The sequence below is a fragment of the Plantactinospora sp. BC1 genome (genome assembly GCF_003030345.1).
In the GTDB taxonomy this organism is placed as follows: Bacteria; Actinomycetota; Actinomycetes; order Mycobacteriales; family Micromonosporaceae; genus Plantactinospora.
On the sequence record NZ_CP028158.1, the window covers coordinates 5,091,424 to 5,109,493 of the forward strand.

The window sequence follows — 18,070 nt, forward strand, 5'->3', positions numbered from 1 at the left end:
GGACCGGTGCTCCCGGGCCCGGGTCGGGGCCGCGCGTGCCACGGTGGCGCGCGCGGCCCGCCGGCGTCCCGGGGCAGCCCCGTTCGCTGCCTGCCACCGCCCCTGTCGGGCTACCGTTGCCGGATCAGTCCGCCGGTGTTGTCCCATCCGGTCGCCGCGACGAGTCGTCCGCCGCTGACCATGCTGGCGGGGACGTTGAAGCCGTAACGCTGCTGGGCGACGCGGCCGCCGGGCCGGCGGTCGAACGCCTGGCAGCCGACCATCGAGGTGGCGGCGGCGTCGGCGACGTAGAAACCGTCGGCGGTGTCGGCGGTGCCCTGCACGTCGTACATGGCGGCGGTGTCGGCGACACAGCCGACGAAGGTGTTCCGGTCCCACTCGACGTACCAGCCGTGCAGCCTGGTGTCCTGGGACTCGCAGCCGACGAACTTGTTCCGGTTGGCCCTGACGTGCCAACCGTAGCCCCGGGTGTACCAGGACTTGCACACCTGGAAGAAGTTGTTCGCCGCGTTGGCGCCGACGTAGAAGCCGGCGTTCGCCCCGGTGGAGTCGCGGGTGGTCGCCTCGCAGGCGTGCCACCAGTTGTCCGGTGCGTCGATCATGAACCCGTACTGACCGGCGCCGCGTACCCGGAGCCGGCTCGTCACCGTGGCCTGGGTGTCCGTACCCCGGCAGGCCACACCGGCGCGGCGATGGTGTACCTACCGGCGCCGAGCTGGACAGCGGTGGCGCCCGCGCTGATCGCCGCCTGGATGGAGCCGCCCGGAGCGACGTACTCCCACGGTCCGACAGCGGCGGCCGACGCGGGTTCCGGGTCGAACATGCCGGCACCGGTCACGCCTGCCAGCCCGGCCACGGCGAGGCCGCCGCCACGGATCATCGCGCGTCGGGAACTCCTGCCCGGCATCGGTTCTGGATCTGTACCGTCCACGGGTTTCGGTGTCGACAAGGGGTTCAGCCTCTCTGCTGGTACGCCAGGGCGCCGGATCAGGCGAGCATTGTTCCAGAGAGGACAGTCGAGGCGCTGCCCCGGATCATGAACTCGACGGGGCGGCCGGACGGCCGGGACCGGGCGGAGTCGTCCCGGCGTCGGAACCGGGTTCGGCCCGGCGGGGCCGCAGCACGTTGCCGGTGAGTCGGATTAGCTCGGCGTCCCGGTCGGCCCGCTGGCGCGGCCAGCCCGCCGCGTCCGGCCGACGGTGCCAGGGCAGCGGTCCGGCCGGCGGGCGATACTCCACGCCGAACGCGTCCAGCCGGGCCAGGTGCTCGCGCAGCCGGTCGTCGAAACCCTCCGCCGACCCCGGCGCCGACCAGACCGCCTCGGCGAACGCGGAGAGCCGGGGGAAGGCCAGGTAGTCGACGGTACGCGGGCTGTCGGCGTGCTCGGTCCAGAGGTTGCACTGCGCGCCGACGATCCGGTGCCGCAGCTCGGCCGGCAGTTCGGCGGGTACCGGTTCGAAGGCCCGGACGTCCGCGACGGTGAGTACGGTGCCGACCGGGATCGGCTCGTCCGGCCGGTCCGACTGCCGGTAGTCCAGGTAGGCGGAGGTGTCCCAGCAGGAGACGACGTCGTGCCCGGCCCGGGCCGCCGCGACCGCCAGCGCCGGCCCCCGCCACGCCGCGACGGTGGCCGGGTCGGGCAGGCCGCCCTCCAGCACCTCGTCCCAGCCGAACAGCGTCCGGCCGCGGGCCGCCAGATGCCGCTGGAGCTGCCGGACGAACCAGCTCTGCAACTCGTCCTCGTCGCGCAGCCCCAACTCGCGCCGGCGCCGCTGGGCGGCCGGGCTGGCCCGCCACTCGGACTTGTCGCACTCGTCGCCGCCGATCCCGACGTGCCGGCTGGGAAAGAGTTCCAGCACCTCGTCGAGCACGTTCCGGACGAAGTCGAGGGTCCCGTCGGAGACGTTCAGCACCCGCCGGGAGATCCCCCACCGGGTCGAGACCGCCACCGGTTCGCCGGGGTCGTTGCCGAGTTCCGGGTACGCGGCGATCGCCGCCTGGGTGTGCCCGGGCAGGTCGATCTCGGGTACGACGGTGACGAAGCGCTCCGCCGCGTACCCGACAATCTCCCGAAGGTCGTCCTGGCTGTAGTAGCCGCCGTGCGGCCGGCCGTCGAAGCGCTCGTGCTGGCGGGAGCCGACCATCGACTCGTGCCGCCAGGCGCCCACCTCGGTCAACCGGGGGTACCGCCGGATCTGCACCCGCCAACCCTGGTCGTCGGTGAGGTGCAGGTGCAGCACGTTCAGCTTGTGCGCGGCGAGCAGGTCGACGAAGCGGAGTACCCCGGCCACCGGCATGAAGTGCCGGGCCACGTCGAGCATGCAGCCGCGCCAGCCGAACCGGGGCGCGTCGGAGATCTCGACGGCCGGCACCGTCCACGGGCCGGCCGCCACCCGGGCCCGGCGGTGCACGGCCGGCGGCAGCAACTGGAGCAGCGTCTGCGTACCGTAGAAGACGCCGGCCGGCGCGCCGCCGGTGATGGCGACGCCGTCGGGGCGTACCCGCAGGTGGTAGCCCTCGGCGGGCAGTGCCGGGTCGACGGCGAGCGCGATGTCGCCTCCCCCGGCGACGGCACCACCCCCGTTGCGGGCGCCGTCGCCGGGGGAGGAGTCCGGCAGGGGCAGGCCGGTGGAGCGCGACAGCGTCTCCCGGAGCAGCCGGGCCACCCCGGCACAGTCGGCGTCGGCGCGCAGCGTCGTCGCCGGGCCGAGGACGACCGCCCCCGACCCCGGGCGGGTGGTGAGCGGACGGGGCAGCGGCATCAGTCCTTCACCGCCCCACCCAGCCCGGAGACCAGCCGGCGCCGGACGAAGACGAAGAAGACGAGTACCGGCACGGTCATCAGGGTGGAGGCGGCCATGATGCCGCCCCAGTCGTTCTCGTCCGGCTTGAAGAAGACCAGCAGCGCGGCGGGGAGGGTCTGGTTCTCGGTGGCGCTGATGATGAAGGTCTTGGCGAAGAGGAAGTCGTTCCAGGCGGTGATGAAGGAGAAGACGCTGGTGGCGGCGAGGCCGGGCGCGATCAGCGGGAAGAGGATCCGCCACAGGATGGTGAACCGGGAGGCCCCGTCCATGGTGGCCGCCTCCTCCACCTCCGGCGGCACCGCCGCGACGAAGCCGCGCAGCATCCAGATCGCGAACGGCAGGCTGAACGCCAACTGCACCAGTACCAGCGAGCCGAGGGTGTTCAGCCCGACCCCGGGTACGGTCCGGCCGAGGTCGCGGATCTGGAAGAAGAGCGGGATGCTCAGCGCCTCGACCGGCACCATCTGGGCGATCAGGAACATCACCAGGACGGTGCTGCGGGTCCGGAACCGGTAGCGGGTCAGCGCCACCGCGGCCAGGAAGGCGACCAGCGCGCTCAGCGCGACCACGGCCAGCGCCACCACCAGGCTGTTCAGGAAGTACCGGCCGAAGCCGCTCACCCCGAGCGCCGAGCGGAAGTGGTCCAGCGTCGGGTGCAGCGTCCACGGGCGCGGGTCGCCCGAGAGGATCTCGCCGGTCGGCTTCAGCGCCGACAGCACCATCCAGTAGATCGGGAAGACGGTGACCAGCGCGACCAGGATCGCCACCCCGTCGGCGACACGACGACGCATTACGGTGCCGCCTTTCGTTCGTGACTGCGGGGCTCGCAGACCCGGCTCACTCCTCGCACTCACAGCACCTCCCCGGTGCGGCGCAGCGCCCGCAGGTAGAGCAGGGTGACCGCCAGCAGGATCAGGGTCATCACGATGCCGATCGCCGAGCCGAGGCCGTACTGCGACGAGGCGAAGGCCTTCTGGTACGCGTACACGTTGAGCACCATGTTCTGGCCGGCGATGCCGCCGCCCCGGGTCATCACGTAGATCTGGGTGAAGACCTTGAAGTCCCAGATGATCGACTGGATCACCACGATCGCGATCAGCGGCCGCAGCATCGGCACCGTGATCCGGCGGAACACGGTCGCCGCACCCGCACCGTCCAGCGCCGCCGCCTCCAGCACCGACGGCGGGACGGCCTGGATCCCCGCGTACAGGGTGATCATCACGAACGGGAAGGAGTGCCAGACCACCACCGCGCCGACCAGGGCGAAGGCCACGGTCCGGTCGTAGAGCCAGTTGTAGCCGTCCAGCCCCAGCACCTCGTTGACCAGCCCGAGGTTGCTGTCGAAGAGGAAGATCCAGACCACCGAGCCGGTCATCGCCGGTGCCGCCCAGGCGGTGAGCGCGGCGTACGAGAGCAGGGTCCGGGCCAGCCTGCCGATCCGGGTCATCAGCACCGCCAGCGCGGCACCCAGGGCGAGGGTCACCAGCACGCAGCCGGCGGCGAAGACCACCGTCTGGCCGAGCACGGTCCAGAACGCCGGATCACCGAAGAGGGTACGGAAGTTGCCCGCCCCCACGAACCGGGCCGGCTCGCCGCCGGAGACCTGCGGCTGCCCGTAGTCGAAGAGGGAGAGCAGGCCGAGCTGGTAGAGCGGGTACGCGAACATCGGCACCAGCACGGCGAGCGCCGGCAGCAGCAGCCAGAGCGGCATCAGCCGCTGCTGCCGGCGGATCGTTGCGGACGAGGGCACCGGTGGCTACTTCCCGAACGCCGCGGTGATCTGGGTGTTCGCCTCGGCGGCCGCGGCGTCGACGGTGGCCCGGCCGGTGATCACCTTTTGCAGCATGTTCGGCAGGATCTTCTCGGCGTCGATGGTGGTCCACGCCTTGTCCACCGGGACGAACCTCGTGCCCGCCTCCATCGTCTCGACGAACGGCTTCAGGAACGGCTCCTTGGCGATCACCTCGGTCCGGCCGGACTTCATCGCCGGCACGAAGCCCATCGCGTCGTAGAGCTTGAGGGTGTATTTCTTGCTGGCCAGCAGTTGCATGAACTCGACGGCCAGGCTGCGGTGCGTGGTGGAGCGGAACACCCCGAGGCTGCTGCCGCCGGCGAAGGCGGGCGCGATCGAGCCGGGCTTGGCGCCGGGCAGCGGCACCACGCCGTACTTCCCCTTCACCGCGCCGGCCTCCACCGCCGAGCGGTTGAAGTTGCCGAGGATTCCCATCCCGGCCCGGCCGGCCGCGAACGCCTCGACGGTGCCGCCGCCGGTCAGGTCGACGCACTGCTGCGCCGGGCAGATCTCCGGACTGAACAGGTCGGTGTACGCCTTGATCCCCGCCTTCGACCCGGGCGAGTCGATGGCTGCGGTGTACTTCCCACCGGAGTTGGTCGCGATGTCGCCACCGGCGTCCCAGACGAACGGCAGCGCGCCGAAGGTGTAGAGCCCGCCGACGGCGATCCCGAGCATGTCCTTGCGTTCGGCCCGGATCTTCTTGGCGGCGGTGACCAGTTCGGCGTACGAGGTCGGGGGCGTGAGCCCGAGTTCGGCGAAGACGTCGGTGCGGTAGTAGAGGGCCCGGACGCCGATCCACCACGGCACCCCGTACGCCTTGTCGGCCACGGTCACCGTCTGGACCAGGTCGGCCGGCAGGTCGGCGACCTCGGCCCACTTCTTGTTCTCCTCGGTGACGTCGGCCATCCCGCCCGAGGCGACGAAGTTGGCCAGGTCGGTGTTGCCGACCTCGGTGACGTCCGGGGCGCTCGCCGGGTCGTTCAGCGCGCCCTTGTACTTCTCCGCCCGGGTGTCGGTGGCCAGGTAGCTGACGTCGACCTTCACGTCGGCGTTCTTCGCGGTGAACTCGGCGATCGCCTCGTTGACCACCGCCTCCTTGGCGGCCCGGTTGGCCTCGTCGAAGAGCCAGACCCGCAGGGTGCCGGTCCGGCTGTCGGTGCTGTCGGTTGGCGCGTCGGTGGAGGGCGCGCAGGCGCCGGCGCCGAGCGCCAGCGCGAGCAGCGCGGGAAGTGCCAGGAGTTTCCGCACGGGCTTCCTCCTCGAATAACGAGCTAGGTTCGTAATTAGGTCGATATGGATGTCATCCAGGCTGGGGTTCGCCCCGGCTACCCGTCAAGTAACAATTTCCCTGCTCAGAGCCGTTGCCAGGACAGCGCGGAACCGCCGTCCGGCCCGACCGGACGGCACTGCCCGGGGCGGCTCAGTCGCCCAGGTAGAGCACCGCGTCGATCTCGATGTCGAAGCCCTCCAGCGCCACCGGCAGGGTGGTCCGGGCCGGCAGGCTCTCGGTGCCGAAGAACTCCCGGTAGATCTCGTTCATCGCCGGGAAGTCGGCGAAGTCGCGCAGGTAGACGCCGACCCGTACCGCCCGGTCGAGGTCACCGCCGGCCGCCTCGGCCACCTTCGCCAGGTTGGCGAAGGCCGCCCGGGCCTGCTCGGCGAAGTCGCCCTGCACCCAGGTACCGTCCGGGCGCACCGGGCAGGCCCCGGAGAGGTACGCGAAGTCCCCGGCGACCACCGCGTGCGAGTACGGCCCGCCGGGCGGTGCGGCCCGGTCGGCCACGACGATCTGCTTGGGCATGGGTCAACCTCCGTGTCGGGGAAACTGTTCGGCGAGCCCGTCCGGGCCCACCAGGGGTGGGGTGAGAAGTCGACGTACCGCCCGGTCCCGGTCGGCGAGTGCGGCGCGCTGCGCCCCGGTGAGCGGAATCCACGGCGGCACGGGTTCGGGCTGCCGGGGTGGCAGCAGCCGGCCCGCCCGGTAGGTCGCCTCGTTGACCAGCCGCAGCGGTGCGTACCGGCGCTGCCCGTGCACGTCGACCAGCTCGTGCCGGCCGAGGTCGGTCGAGAAGACCGCGAGATCGGCCGGGGCGCCGACCGCGAGCGTGCCGGTCCCGTCCGGCAGGCCGAGCGCCCGGGCCGGTCCGACGGTCGCCGCCGCCACCACCTGCGGCAGGCTCATCCCGACCGCCAGCATCTTGGCCATCGTGGTCGGCAGGTCGAAGACCGGGCCGTGCAGCGACCGGCTGTGCAGGTCGGTGGAGACGGCGTGCGGCGGCATCCCGGCGGCCAACTGCGCCTCCAGTACGTCGAAGGCGAAGCCGCCGGAGCCGTGCCCGAGGTCGAAGCGCACCCCCGCCTGGTACGCCTCCTTCGCCGCCGGGTCGAAGCCGTCCGGTCCGGCCGCGATGCCGCTGGCGCAGTGCGTGATCAGGTCACCGGGGCGCAGCAGCGGCAGCATCTGCGCCACCGTCGGCGGTCCGGCCCCGATGTGCACCATCACCGGCAGCCCGCACTCCCCGGCCACCTCGACCGCCCGGCGCAACGGGGCCAGGCCGTGCGTACCGACGTTGTGCCGGTCCATCCGCACCTTGATCCCGACGATGCGCTCCCGGTGCGCCCGTACGGTCGACACCGCCAGCTCCACGTCGCAGTTGGCCAGTTCCCGGGACTCGCCGACCGGGGCGACCAGCCCCACCGCCGAGATGTTCAGCAGCGCGGGCACCCGGACGGTGTACCGGGCCGAGGCGGCCGCGAAGGCCGCAAACCCGTACGCCCCGGCGGAGCCGGCGTCCACCCAGGTGGTCACGCCGGAGCGCCAGGCCACCGGATCGGGGTCGATGCCCCAGTACGTCGCACCGGCGTACACGTGCGTGTGCAGGTCGACCAGGCCGGGCGTGACCAGCCTGCCGGCCAGTTCGACCCGCTCGGCGGCCCGGTCCCGGGGCAGTACGGGTGCGACCGCCGCGACCCGGCCGTCGCGGACGGCGACGTCGTGCCGCCCCGTCCGGCCGGTACCCGGGTCGAGCAGCTCGGCGCCGGTGAAGAGCAGGTCCCAGCCCTCCGGACCGGGCGCGACGGCGGACTCGACGGCGGGCTCGACCTCGGGCGCGGTCACCGGGCCGCCTCGGCCGGGGTGGCCGCCGGTCCTGTCCCGCCGGCGGCGCCGATGCGCAGCCGGTAGAGCCGGGCCGGGCGGCCCTTGCGGTGCACCTGGGTGCTCCCCTCCACCTCGACCAGTCCGGAGTCGCTCAGCTTGCGGATCAGCCGCCGGCCGCTCGGGTCGGTGATGCCGAGCTGCTGGGCCAGGTCGGCGGGGGAGATGGCCCGGCCCTCCAGCGACCGTTCGATCGCCGCGAGCCGGGAGAGCGTCGCGGCGCTCAGCCCCACCTCACCGGCGAGCCGTTCGAGTTCGGCGCCGTGTTCCCGGTAGGTGAAGGCGAGCGCGGCCCCGGCCGGGCTCATCGGGCCGATGATGACGCCACCGTCCTCGACCAGGTACGCGCTCGGCGACTCCTCCTGCTCGGCCCGGGCGACGGCCCGTTCGGCGAGGTGCAGGCAGCTCCGGGCCGAGGCGCCGACCCCGAACCCGGCGGCCACCCGGATGCCGAGGGTCTCCTGCGCCTGACCGAGCGCGGGCAGCGACACCCAGCTGTTGGTCGCCTGTTCGAAGAGGGCCTGGTGGGCGAAGACCACCACGCCGCGCCGGCCCCGGTTCTCGATCCAGGCGTCCCCGAACTCCGGCGTGTTGAGCAGCAGGTTCATCAGCCCCACCCGGGCCCGGTCGAGGTCGAGCTGCGGCCCGGCCCGACCGACCAGGAAGATGCCGGCGGCGAAGCGCAGCGCACTGGCCTGTTTGGACTGGATCTGGAGGGCCAGCTCGTGCAGTTGGGCCCGCAGGGTGGCCGGCCCGGGTAGGCCGCCGAGGACCCGGGTGCTCTCCGGCAGCTGGGCGGCGACCGCCGTACGCAGGCTGATCACGTAGTCGGCGCCGGTCCGGGCCAGTGCCGACCGGTGGAACGCGACGATCTCGGCCACGCTCTGCTCCGGGTCGTACGGCAGGCAGCTGATCTGCGCCCGGTCCAGTTCCAGGGCCCGGGCCACCTCGTCGACGGTCTGGATGTCGTAGGTGTCGATGCTCACCGGGGTGGGTCGCCAGCCCCGGGAGAGCGCCTTGAACAGCGCCAGCGACAGGTCCAGCCCGGCCGAGCGCAGGATCGCCACCGGCAGGTCCGCCGGGAGCAGGTCCCGGCACTTCGCGTACGGGACCGGGCCGAGCAGCAGGCCGTCGACGCGTTGCCGGGCGAGCAGGCCGTCGACGAGTCCCCGGACCGCGTCCTCGTGCTCGTAGACGACCCACTCCAGCGTCACCCCGGCCAGCGTGCGCGCGGCGTCCTCGAAGACGGCGCGGTGGCTGGCGTGGATGACGAGACCGATCACCATCCGGCTCCCCAGGTTCGAAAATGGTCCGTTAACGGTGGCGCGGATAGCCTCGGCCCTGCCGGCCGTCCTCGTCAAGTCGTTGACGAATCAGCTTCGCGTCGGGCAGGCTGGGCAGCCGACAGCGAGCCATATCCGAACCTGTCCGGGGAGAGCCGTGCGCCACCAACTCGACGAGCCCGCGCTCGACTGGCGCGCCAAGGGGTTCTGGCAGCCCGACGGGCCGGTCCCGGACGCGGCGTTCGGCGCCGCCGGGCACTCGCTCTTCGGCGGCGCCGTCACCTGGCCGGTACTGGCGGTCCGGCGGTCCGCCGTCGCGCACAACGTCGCCACGATGGCCGAGTTCTGTGCCCGGCACGGCTTCTCGTTCGCCCCGCACGGCAAGACCAGCATGGCTCCGTCGCTGCTCGACGCCCAGTTGTCCGCCGGTGCCTGGGCGATCACCGTGGCCACCGCCAACCAGGCGCTCGCCTGCCGTGCCCTCGGGGTACCCCGGGTGCTGCTCGCCAACGAGCTGCTCGACCCGGAGCCGCTGCGCTGGCTGGCCCGGGAGGTCGACCGGGGCTTCGAGGCACTCTTCTTCGTGGACTCGGTCGCCGGGGTCGAGGCGATCGGCGCGGCGCTCGCCGACCGGCCGGCCGGTGCGCCGCTGCGGGTCCTGGTCGAACTCGGCTTCCCCGGCGGGCGGACCGGCTGCCGCACCGTCGAACAGGTGGTCGAGGTCGCCGAGGCGCTCGCCGCGACCCGGGTACGCCTCGACGGCGTCGCCGGCTACGAGGGCGGGTTGCCGGACGGCGCGGCGGTGTCGGCGTACCTGCGGCGGCTCCGTACGGCGGCGACCGAGCTGGCCCGCCGGGGGCTGGTCGGCCCGGAGGTGATCGTCAGCGCCGGTGGCAGTGCCTGGTTCGACCTGGTGGCCGAGGAGCTCGGCGGTGCCTGGCTGACCGGTCACGACCTGCGGGTGGTGCTGCGCAGCGGCGCGTACGTCACCCACGACCACGGCTTCTACGCCGCGCACACGCCGTTCCGGCGGATCCCGGGTCAGGGGCGGCTCGACGCCGCACTGGAACTCTGGGCGCAGGTCACCTCCACTCCGGAGCCGGGGCTGGCGATCGTCGGGATGGGCAAGCGGGACGCCCCGTACGACGAGGGCCTGCCGGTGCCGCTGCGGATCCGGCGTCGCTCCGGTGTGGAGCACGCCGTCACCGGGATGTCGGTGAGCCGGCTCAACGACCACCACGGCTATCTCTCGGTGCCGCCGGACGTCGAGCTGTACCCCGGTGACCTGGTCTGCTTCGGCATCTCGCACCCGTGCACCGCCTTCGACAAGTGGCGGGTGCTGCCGGTGGTCGATGACGACCACACCATCGTGGACCTGCTGCGCACCTACTTCTGACGGAAACTTTTCGCTCGGTACGGCGAACTTTTGTAGATCGCGACCAAAGTTGCCGAGCTCTGCTCTTTTCTTCTCGCTGCGCAGCCTCTAGCGTGTGTCTATTCGTAACAGAGACGACCGCTGATCGTCATATCTCGCGTCCGGCCCGCCACGGCCGCGACGTACGTTCCGCGCGCCACGAGTGGCACGTGAGCGCGCCCGTACTCCTCGACTCTCTTCGCGCGGGCACCCACCGGAGCATCGGGACTGTCCAGCGAGGACTCCTTGAATCGATCCAATCGGGAAGGTGCAGGACATGGGGAAGACGCAGCGCGAACCGATGGACCCGGCCGAGCGGCGCCGGCTCACCCGGCGGAGCATCCTGGCCGCCTCGGCCGGCGCGGCCGCCGCGCTCAGCGCGGTCGGCGCCAACGTGGTCCGGACCGAGACCCCCGCCGTCGCGCACGGGCAGTTGCGGGCCGAGCCGCTGATCCCGGGCCGCAACCGGGGCATCATCCTCTACAGCGTCCGGGACCGGATCTCCGCGGCACCGGACGACAGCGGTGTGCCGTACGGCTTCGAGCGGGTGCTGGCCCGGATCGCCGAGCTGGGCTACCAGGAGGTGGAGTTCGCCGGCTACACCCAGAGCCCGGAGATCCTGGGCCGGCAGATCACCCCGGCCGAGATCCGCAAGATCCTCGACGACAACGGGCTGGTCGCCAACGGCACCCACGCCTCGATCAACCCGGCCACCTTCGAGCAGCAGATGGACATCGCCGAAACGCTCGGCATGAAGAACATCGGCACCGGCAGTGACCCGACGAACTCGGCGTACACCTCGGACTGGGACGCGGCGGCGGACGTCTGGAACGAGCTGGGCCGGCAGGCCCGCCGACGCGGGCTGCGGCTCTACACGCACAACCACGACGCCGCGTACTCCTTCCTGCTCGACGCCGGGCCGCTGGACGCGAACGGCCGACCGACCCGCTCCTCCGGCACCCGCCGGCTGGAGTACTTCTTCCGGAAGACCGACCCGAGGTACGTCTTCTTCGAACTGGACATCTACTGGGCCTACGTCGCCCGCTTCAAGCACCAGAAGTACGTCGACCGGTGGGGCCGGGAGAAGACCGACCTCTTCGACCCGATCCTCAACGTCGTCTCGCAGAGCAAGCGGTTCCCGCTCTTCCACGCCAAGGACGGCAACCGGAACAGCGCGCTGGCCAACGGCTACGAGATGACCCCGCTCGGCGAGGGCGACATCAACTTCCAGCAGTTTTTCCAGACCATCGGCGACCCGGACTTCCGGCACGCCAACTGGGAGCAGGACACCGCCCCCGGCGGCGCGGCCAACCCCGGCCAGTCGCTCGACTTCGCGGCGCTCAGCTACACGAACATGTCGGAGCTGACCATCTACCGCCGGTGACCGCCCACCTTCCGTAACCCCTACGGCGTGCAGACGGAGGAGAGATGACGACAAGGATGCGGCGCTGGCTGACCGTGCTGGCGGCGACCGCGACGATCGTCCCGTTGACGGTCCAGGCCCCGGCGGCGGCGGTACCGGACCCGGGACCGGGTTCCGGCGGCGTACCCGCCGAGCAGCTGGTGGCCGAGGAGAACGGTCCGGCGGCGCTCCGCTCGGACGCCCGGGCCCCACGCGACTACGGCGTACTGGTCTTCACCAAGACGGCGGGGGCGCGGCGGGCGTCCATTCCGGACGGGGTGAAGGCGATCCGTGACCTCGGCCGGGAACACGGGTTCCGGGTCACCGTCACCCAGGACGCGGCGGCGTTCACCGAGCAGAACCTCGGCACGTACCGGGCGGTGGTCTTCCTCAACACCACCGGCGACATCCTCAACGCCACCCAGGAGGCGGCGTTCGAGAAGTACGTCAAGGCCGGCGGCGGGTTCGCCGGGGTGCATGCGGCGGCCGAGACCGAGCCGGACTGGGCCTTCTACCAGAGCCTGCTCGGCGCGAAGGCCACCGGCGTCTCCCCGGTCGAGCCGGGCAACATCGACGTCGCCGACCGGGCGCACCCGTCGACCGAGACGGTGCCGCGCACCCTCACCCTGACCGAGGAGTGGTACAACTTCTCCGCCAACGTCCGGGGCGTCTCGCACGTGCTCGCCACCGCCGACGAGCGCAGCTTCGCCGGTGGCGGGATGGGCTTCGACCACCCGATCGCCTGGTGCAAGGACTACCAGGGCGGCCGCTCCTGGTACACCGGGCTCGGCCACTCCATCGAGACCTATCGCTCCAAGCCGTTCACCCGGCACCTCCTCGGCGGCATCCAGTGGGCGGCCGGCGTGGTCGAGGGCGACTGCGGCGCGACCGTGACCGGCAACTACGAGAAGGTCACCCTCAACGACGAGCCGGGCGAGCCGATGTCGCTGGCCGTGCTGCCGGACGGCCGGGTCCTGCACAACACCCGGGGCGGCCAGGTCCGGCTCTACGACCCGGCCAGCGGCGCCAGCCCGGTGATCAACACGATCCCGGTCTACAGCCACGACGAGGACGGGCTGCAGACCGTCTCGATCGACCCCGACTTCGCCACCAACAGGTGGGTCTACCTCTACTACTCGCCGCCGCTGAACACCCCGGTCGACAACCCGGCCACCCCGGGGGTCAACGAGGGTGACGCGCCGGCCACCAGCGCCGACCCGACCGTCTGGGACAAGTTCAAGGGCTACAACCAGCTCTCCCGGGTCAAGTTCGTCGACGGCGAGAACCCGCACCTGGACATGAGCACCGAACAGCAGATCCTGCGGGTCGACGTGGACCGGGGCATCTGCTGTCACGTCGCCGGCAAGGTGAAGTTCGACGGGAAGGGCAACCTCTATCTGATCACCGGCGACGACACCAACGCCGGTGGCTCGGACGGCTTCACCCCGATCAACGAGTCGCCGACCCAGGGGCCGGGCTACGACGCCCAGCGCTCCGCCGGCAACACCAACGACCTGCGCGGCAAGCTGCTCCAGATCAGGGTACGGCCGAACGGCACCTACACGATCCCGGCCGGGAACCTCTTCCCGGAGGCGCAGGACCACGACGACAAGACCCGTCCGGAGATCTTCCTGATGGGGCTGCGCAACCCGTTCCGGTTCGACGTTGACGCCTCGGGCCGGGTCTACGTCGCCGACTACTCGCCGGACAGCCGGACCGCCAACCCGGCCCGGGGACCGGAGGGGACCGGTCGGTGGTTCGCCACCGACAAGGCCGGCAACTACGGCTGGCCGTACTGCTACTCGCCGGCCCTGCCGTACGTCGACTACGACTTCGCCACCCGCACCTCCGGGAAGCCGTTCAACTGCGGTGCCCCGGTGAACGACTCGCCCCGGAACACCGGCCGGACGGTGCTGCCGCCGGTGCAGGACCCGCAGTTCTGGTACACCTACGAGGCGCGTACCCCGTGCCCCGGGGCGTACCTGGAGACGCCGCCGACGAGCTGCGACTTCAAGTGGCCGGTGATCGGGACCGGCGGGGTCGGCCCGCACGGTGGACCGATCTACTCCTACGACCCGGAGTCGACCTCGGAGACGAAGTTCCCGGAGTACTACGACAACGCGGTGGTCTTCGGCGAGTTCACCCGGGACAAGATCTTCATGATGCGGACCGACGGCAAGGGCAACCTGGCCGGCGTCGAGCAACTGCTGCCCGGCTTCGTCTTCGACAACCCGATGGAGATGGAGTTCGGCCCGGACGGCAGCCTCTATCTGCTGGAGTACGGCGACGGCTTCTTCACCGCCAACCCGGACGCCCAGCTCTCGGTGATCCGCTACGTCAAGGGCAAGCGGTCGCCGGTCGCGGTGCTGAACGCGAGCCCGACCTCCGGGCAGGCGCCGCTGACGGTGAACTTCTCGGCGGTCGGCTCGCACGATCCCGACCCGGGGGAGTCGATCTCCTACGCCTGGGACTTCACCAGCGACGGTACGGTCGACTCGGCCGATCCGACCACGTCGTTCACCTACACCGCGAACGGGACGTACACGGCGCGGTTGACGGTGACCGACTCCAGTGGCCGGACGGGGGTGCTGACCCGGACCATCACGGTCGGCAACACCGCCCCGACGGTGACGGTGACCAGCCCGGTTCCGGGGTCCTTCTTCAACTGGGGTGACCCGGTGCCGTACACGGTGACGGTCACCGACCCGGAGGACGGCACCATCGACTGTTCCCGGGTGACGGTCAGCTTCGTACTCGGGCACGACACCCACGGCCACGAGCACGGCTCGACCACCGGCTGCACCGGGGTGCTCCAGTCCCCGGCCGACGGCGCCGACCACGCCGGCGGCTACCTGTACGGCGGGATCAGCGCCTCCTACACCGACCTCGGCGGTGGCGGCCAGCCGGGGTTGACCACGGTGAACCAGGTCGTGATCCAGACGCCCCGGCAGCAGGCCGAGTTCGCCCAGGTCAAGCAGAACGTGACGATCGCCAACAGCAGCGACACCGGTGGCGGTCAGCACGTCAACGGGATCGACGCGGGTGACGCGATCGCGTTCGACCCGATCAACCTTGGTGATGCCAGCGCGGTCACCTTCCGGGTCTCGGGCGGCTCGGCGGCCACCGCCGGTACGCCCCGGGCCACCGTCGAGCTGCGGCTCGACTCGCCGACCGGCCCGCTGGTCGGTACCGCCACGCTGAACGCCACGACCGGCAACAACGACTGGTCCAGCCAGACCCTGGCGGTCGACCAGCCGGCCGGTGGTCACCGGCTCTACCTGGTCTTCCAGCCGGTCACCGGTGGTCCGACCACCGGCCTGGTGAACCTCAACTGGGTGGAGTTCACCCCCAGGTAGTCCCGATGTCTCCATCGAGCGAGGTGCCAGGAAGTCACCATGGTGACTTCCTGGCACCTCCGTCAGTGGGACTGTAGGCCCTCCGTCCGCCCCGGACGGGCGCTGCCGGGGCGGGCGGTGTCGGGGCGGGCGGCGTCGGGCGGGGCGGCCAGGAGCCGGGCGTGCAGCGCCGGATCGGCGTACCCGAGGAGACGCAGGGCGACCCAGGCGGCGCCGGCGGCGGCGTCCCCGGCCGGCATGCCGGGCCGGCCCAGTCGGGCGGCGAGCCGCTGCTGCACGGCGGCGCGGATCTCCGGTACCCCGGCCAGGACACCGCCGGCCAGCACCACCGGGCCGGGCGCCGGATGCAGCGACAGCAGGGTGCCGGCGAGCCGCTCGGCGGCGCTCTCCAGGATGGCCGTCGCGTCCGGGTCGCCGTCCCGGGCCGCCGTGCTGACCAGCGGGGCGAGCCCGGCCAGCCGGTCGCGGCCGAGCTGGTAGACCCGGGTCACGAAGGCGTCCGGATCGGTACTGCCGAGTTCCCCGGCCACGGCTCGGGTCAGCGGACCGGTCGGCGGGCCCCGGTAGAGTGCCCGGGCCGTCGACCGCGCCGCGGCCAGGCCGAGCCAGAACCCCGAGCCCTCGTCGCCGAGCAGCCAGCCGAGGCCGTCCGCGGTCCGGCCGACGGCGTCGTCCTGCACCTCGGCGGCGACCGCGCCGGTGCCGGCGATCAGCACGGTGCCGCGGTGCGCCGCCGTGCCGGCCGCGAACGCCACCACGGCGTCGCCGACGGTACGCATCGGGCAGGTCAGCCCGAGCCGTGTCCACTGCGCGGCGTACCGGGCGGAAACCTCCGGCTCGGCGAGCCGGGACACTCCGGCGAGTCCGACCACGGCGCCGACCACCCGGGCCGGGTCGTGTCCGTGCAGCGCCGCCCCGGCGGCCTCGCCGAGCGCGGCGGCGGTCACGGCCGGATCTGCGGCGACCGGGTTGCCGGCCCGGGCCCGGCCACGGCCGACGAGCTGACCGCCCACTGTGGCCAGCACCGCCCGGGTGGCGGTGCCGCCGCAGTCGACGCCGAGCACGAGCGCATCGGTCACCCTGCCGATGGTGCGGTGTACCGATAGAAAATGTCAAACCTATTGACGTGACCGGCTCGATGGTCATAACTTTTTTCATCACTTGGCAGTCGTGAAAGGAATGTTGATGGAGGAGAGCGGGCTGCTGGGCCGGCTGCGCACCGAGCTGGCCACGCTGCCGGTCGCCCTACAGCGGGTCGCCGAGCAGATCCTGATCGCGCCGGAGGAGACCGCCCGGGCCACGATCATCGACCTGGCCGAGCGGGCCGGCACCTCCACCGCGACCGTGACCCGGTTCTGCCGGGTCTTCGGCTACCGGGGATACGCGCAGCTCCGGGTGGCCGTCGCCACCGAGATCGGCCGAGCCGCCCAGGCGCGCTGGGACACCGACATCGACCGGGAGATCGGGCCGGACGACCCGCTCGACCACCTGCTCGGGGTGGTGGCCAGCGCCGACGCCCGGGCGATCCAGGACACCGCCGGCCAGGTCGACCTCTCCGCCGTCGACCGGGTCGCCGAGGCCGTCGCGCGGGCCAACCGGGTCGACCTGTTCGGGCTGGGCAGCTCCGGCAACGCCGCCCGGGAGATGGCGTTCCGGCTGGAACGGATCCGGATCCCGGTCTGGCACCGGGCCGACCCGCACACCGCGCTGACCAACGCCGCGCTGCTCGGCCCCGGCGACGTGGCGATCGGGCTGTCGCACAGCGGGCGTACCCGGGAGGTGATCGAGGTGCTGGCCGAGGCGGCCGACCACGGCGCGCTGACCGTCGCGGTCACCTCGTTCCGGCGGTCGCCGCTGGCCGAGGTCGCCGACGTGGTGCTGACCACCGCCGTGCAGGAGACGACGTTCCGGCTGGCGGCGCTCTCCGCGCTCCACTCCCAACTGCTGGTGCTCGACCTGATCTACGTCGCCGTGGCCCAGCGGACCTACCAGCGCACCACCGAGGCGTTCGAGGTGACCGCCCGGGCCGTCGACGCGCACCGGGTGCCGGACGACTCGCCGCGGGCCGCCCGTCGACAGCTCAAAGTTACGGAGGGCCAATGACCAACGAGATCGGCGCACCCGCCTACCTCACCGCCGTCACCGCCGCGATCGACCGGGTCGCCCGGACCCAGACCGAGGGCGTACGCCGGGCCGCGGAGCTGATCACCGCCGCGCTGGACCGGGGCGGCGTGGTGCAGGCGTTCGGCTGCGGGCACTCCGAGGCGCTCTCGATGGAGATCGCCGGCCGGGCCGGCGGACTGGTCCCCAGCAACCGGATCGCCCTGCGCGACCTCGTGCTCTACGGCGGCGCCGACCGGTCGATACTCGAAGACCCGCTGCTGGAACGCGACCCGACCGTGGCGCACCGGCTCTACGAACTGGCCCCGGTCAAGCCCGACGACGTCTTCGTGCTCACCTCCAACTCCGGCGTCAACGGGGTGATCGTCGAGTTCGCCCTGCTGGTCAAGGAGCACGGCCACCCGCTGATCGGGATCACCTCGCTCGACCACACCGCCCGGGTCACCCCGGGACACCCGTCGGGGCGGCGGCTCGCCGACCTCGCGGACGTCGTACTCGACAACGGGGCGCCGTACGGCGACGCCGCCCTGCCCCTGCCCGACGGCGGTGCCGTCGGGGCGATCTCCTCGATCACCGGCGCGTTGCTCGCCCAACAGGTCGTCGCGGAGGTCGTCGCCCGGCTGCTCGACGCCGGTACCCGGCCACCGGTCTACCTGTCCGCGAACGTACCCGGCGGTCGGGAGCGCAACAGCGAGCTAGAGGCGCGGTACGCCGGACGCATCCGGCGCACCGCCTGAG

At 72.1% G+C, this 18,070-nt stretch carries 14 protein-coding genes; 5 read left to right on the forward strand and 9 right to left on the reverse strand.

The window, feature by feature from the left end; all coding sequences use genetic code 11:
* Positions 1–110: 110 nt before the first annotated feature.
* The 8 genes from C6361_RS22255 to C6361_RS22295 all read right to left on the reverse strand — a co-directional run bounded on the left by C6361_RS22255 (position 111) and on the right by C6361_RS22295 (position 9,042).
* A complete protein-coding gene (locus tag C6361_RS22255; protein ID WP_159079426.1) occupies positions 111–647 on the reverse strand; it encodes a hypothetical protein in 537 nt (178 codons plus the stop codon).
* A 387-nt stretch (positions 648–1,034) separates the two neighbouring features.
* Entirely contained in the window at positions 1,035–2,762 is a 1,728-nt protein-coding gene (locus C6361_RS22265; protein ID WP_107268888.1) for a beta-N-acetylhexosaminidase, read from the reverse strand.
* The gene (locus C6361_RS22270) at positions 2,762–3,595 is read right to left on the reverse strand and encodes a carbohydrate ABC transporter permease (protein ID WP_107268889.1); all 834 of its coding nucleotides are present in this window, start codon (positions 3,593–3,595) and stop codon (positions 2,762–2,764) included. The genes C6361_RS22265 and C6361_RS22270 overlap by 1 nt, the downstream gene beginning before the upstream one ends.
* A gap of 59 nt (positions 3,596–3,654) precedes the next feature.
* Positions 3,655–4,554 (reverse strand): carbohydrate ABC transporter permease, encoded by a 900-nt coding sequence (locus C6361_RS22275; protein WP_234358950.1) that lies wholly within the window; start codon positions 4,552–4,554, stop codon positions 3,655–3,657.
* 6 nt (positions 4,555–4,560) lie between these two features.
* Positions 4,561–5,847, reverse strand: a complete 1,287-nt coding sequence (locus C6361_RS22280; protein WP_107268890.1) for an extracellular solute-binding protein — start codon at positions 5,845–5,847, stop codon at positions 4,561–4,563.
* A 172-nt stretch (positions 5,848–6,019) separates the two neighbouring features.
* A complete protein-coding gene (locus C6361_RS22285; RefSeq protein WP_107268891.1) occupies positions 6,020–6,400 on the reverse strand; it encodes a RidA family protein in 381 nt (126 codons plus the stop codon).
* Positions 6,401–6,403: 3 nt separating this feature from the next.
* Positions 6,404–7,717 (reverse strand): amidohydrolase/deacetylase family metallohydrolase, encoded by a 1,314-nt coding sequence (locus tag C6361_RS22290; protein ID WP_234358951.1) that lies wholly within the window; start codon positions 7,715–7,717, stop codon positions 6,404–6,406.
* The gene (locus C6361_RS22295) at positions 7,714–9,042 is read right to left on the reverse strand and encodes a helix-turn-helix domain-containing protein (protein WP_199853046.1); all 1,329 of its coding nucleotides are present in this window, start codon (positions 9,040–9,042) and stop codon (positions 7,714–7,716) included. The genes C6361_RS22290 and C6361_RS22295 overlap by 4 nt, the downstream gene beginning before the upstream one ends.
* A 154-nt stretch (positions 9,043–9,196) precedes the next feature.
* Here C6361_RS22295 and C6361_RS22300 point away from each other — a divergent pair, with 154 nt between their 5' ends.
* The 3 genes from C6361_RS22300 to C6361_RS22310 all read left to right on the forward strand — a co-directional run bounded on the left by C6361_RS22300 (position 9,197) and on the right by C6361_RS22310 (position 15,211).
* Positions 9,197–10,435: an alanine racemase gene (locus C6361_RS22300; protein WP_234358952.1), complete on the forward strand. Its 1,239-nt coding sequence runs from the start codon at positions 9,197–9,199 to the stop codon at positions 10,433–10,435.
* A 295-nt stretch (positions 10,436–10,730) separates the two neighbouring features.
* Positions 10,731–11,837, forward strand: a complete 1,107-nt coding sequence (locus C6361_RS22305; RefSeq protein ID WP_234358953.1) for a sugar phosphate isomerase/epimerase — start codon at positions 10,731–10,733, stop codon at positions 11,835–11,837.
* 44 nt (positions 11,838–11,881) lie between these two features.
* Positions 11,882–15,211 carry a ThuA domain-containing protein gene (locus tag C6361_RS22310; protein ID WP_107268892.1) on the forward strand — a complete coding sequence of 1,110 codons (3,330 nt, stop codon included), beginning with the start codon at positions 11,882–11,884 and terminating at the stop codon, positions 15,209–15,211.
* A 62-nt stretch (positions 15,212–15,273) separates the two neighbouring features.
* Here C6361_RS22310 and C6361_RS22315 read toward each other — a convergent pair whose 3' ends face one another.
* Positions 15,274–16,290, reverse strand: a complete 1,017-nt coding sequence (locus C6361_RS22315) for an N-acetylglucosamine kinase (RefSeq protein WP_107268893.1) — start codon at positions 16,288–16,290, stop codon at positions 15,274–15,276.
* A gap of 100 nt (positions 16,291–16,390) precedes the next feature.
* Between C6361_RS22315 and C6361_RS22320 the strand changes: the two genes are divergently transcribed.
* Positions 16,391–17,314 (forward strand): MurR/RpiR family transcriptional regulator, encoded by a 924-nt coding sequence (locus C6361_RS22320; RefSeq protein ID WP_107258960.1) that lies wholly within the window; start codon positions 16,391–16,393, stop codon positions 17,312–17,314.
* The gene (locus tag C6361_RS22325) at positions 17,311–18,069 is read left to right on the forward strand and encodes a sugar isomerase domain-containing protein (protein WP_107268894.1); all 759 of its coding nucleotides are present in this window, start codon (positions 17,311–17,313) and stop codon (positions 18,067–18,069) included. Before C6361_RS22320 ends, C6361_RS22325 begins: the two co-directional genes overlap by 4 nt.
* Position 18,070: the final 1 nt, after the last annotated feature.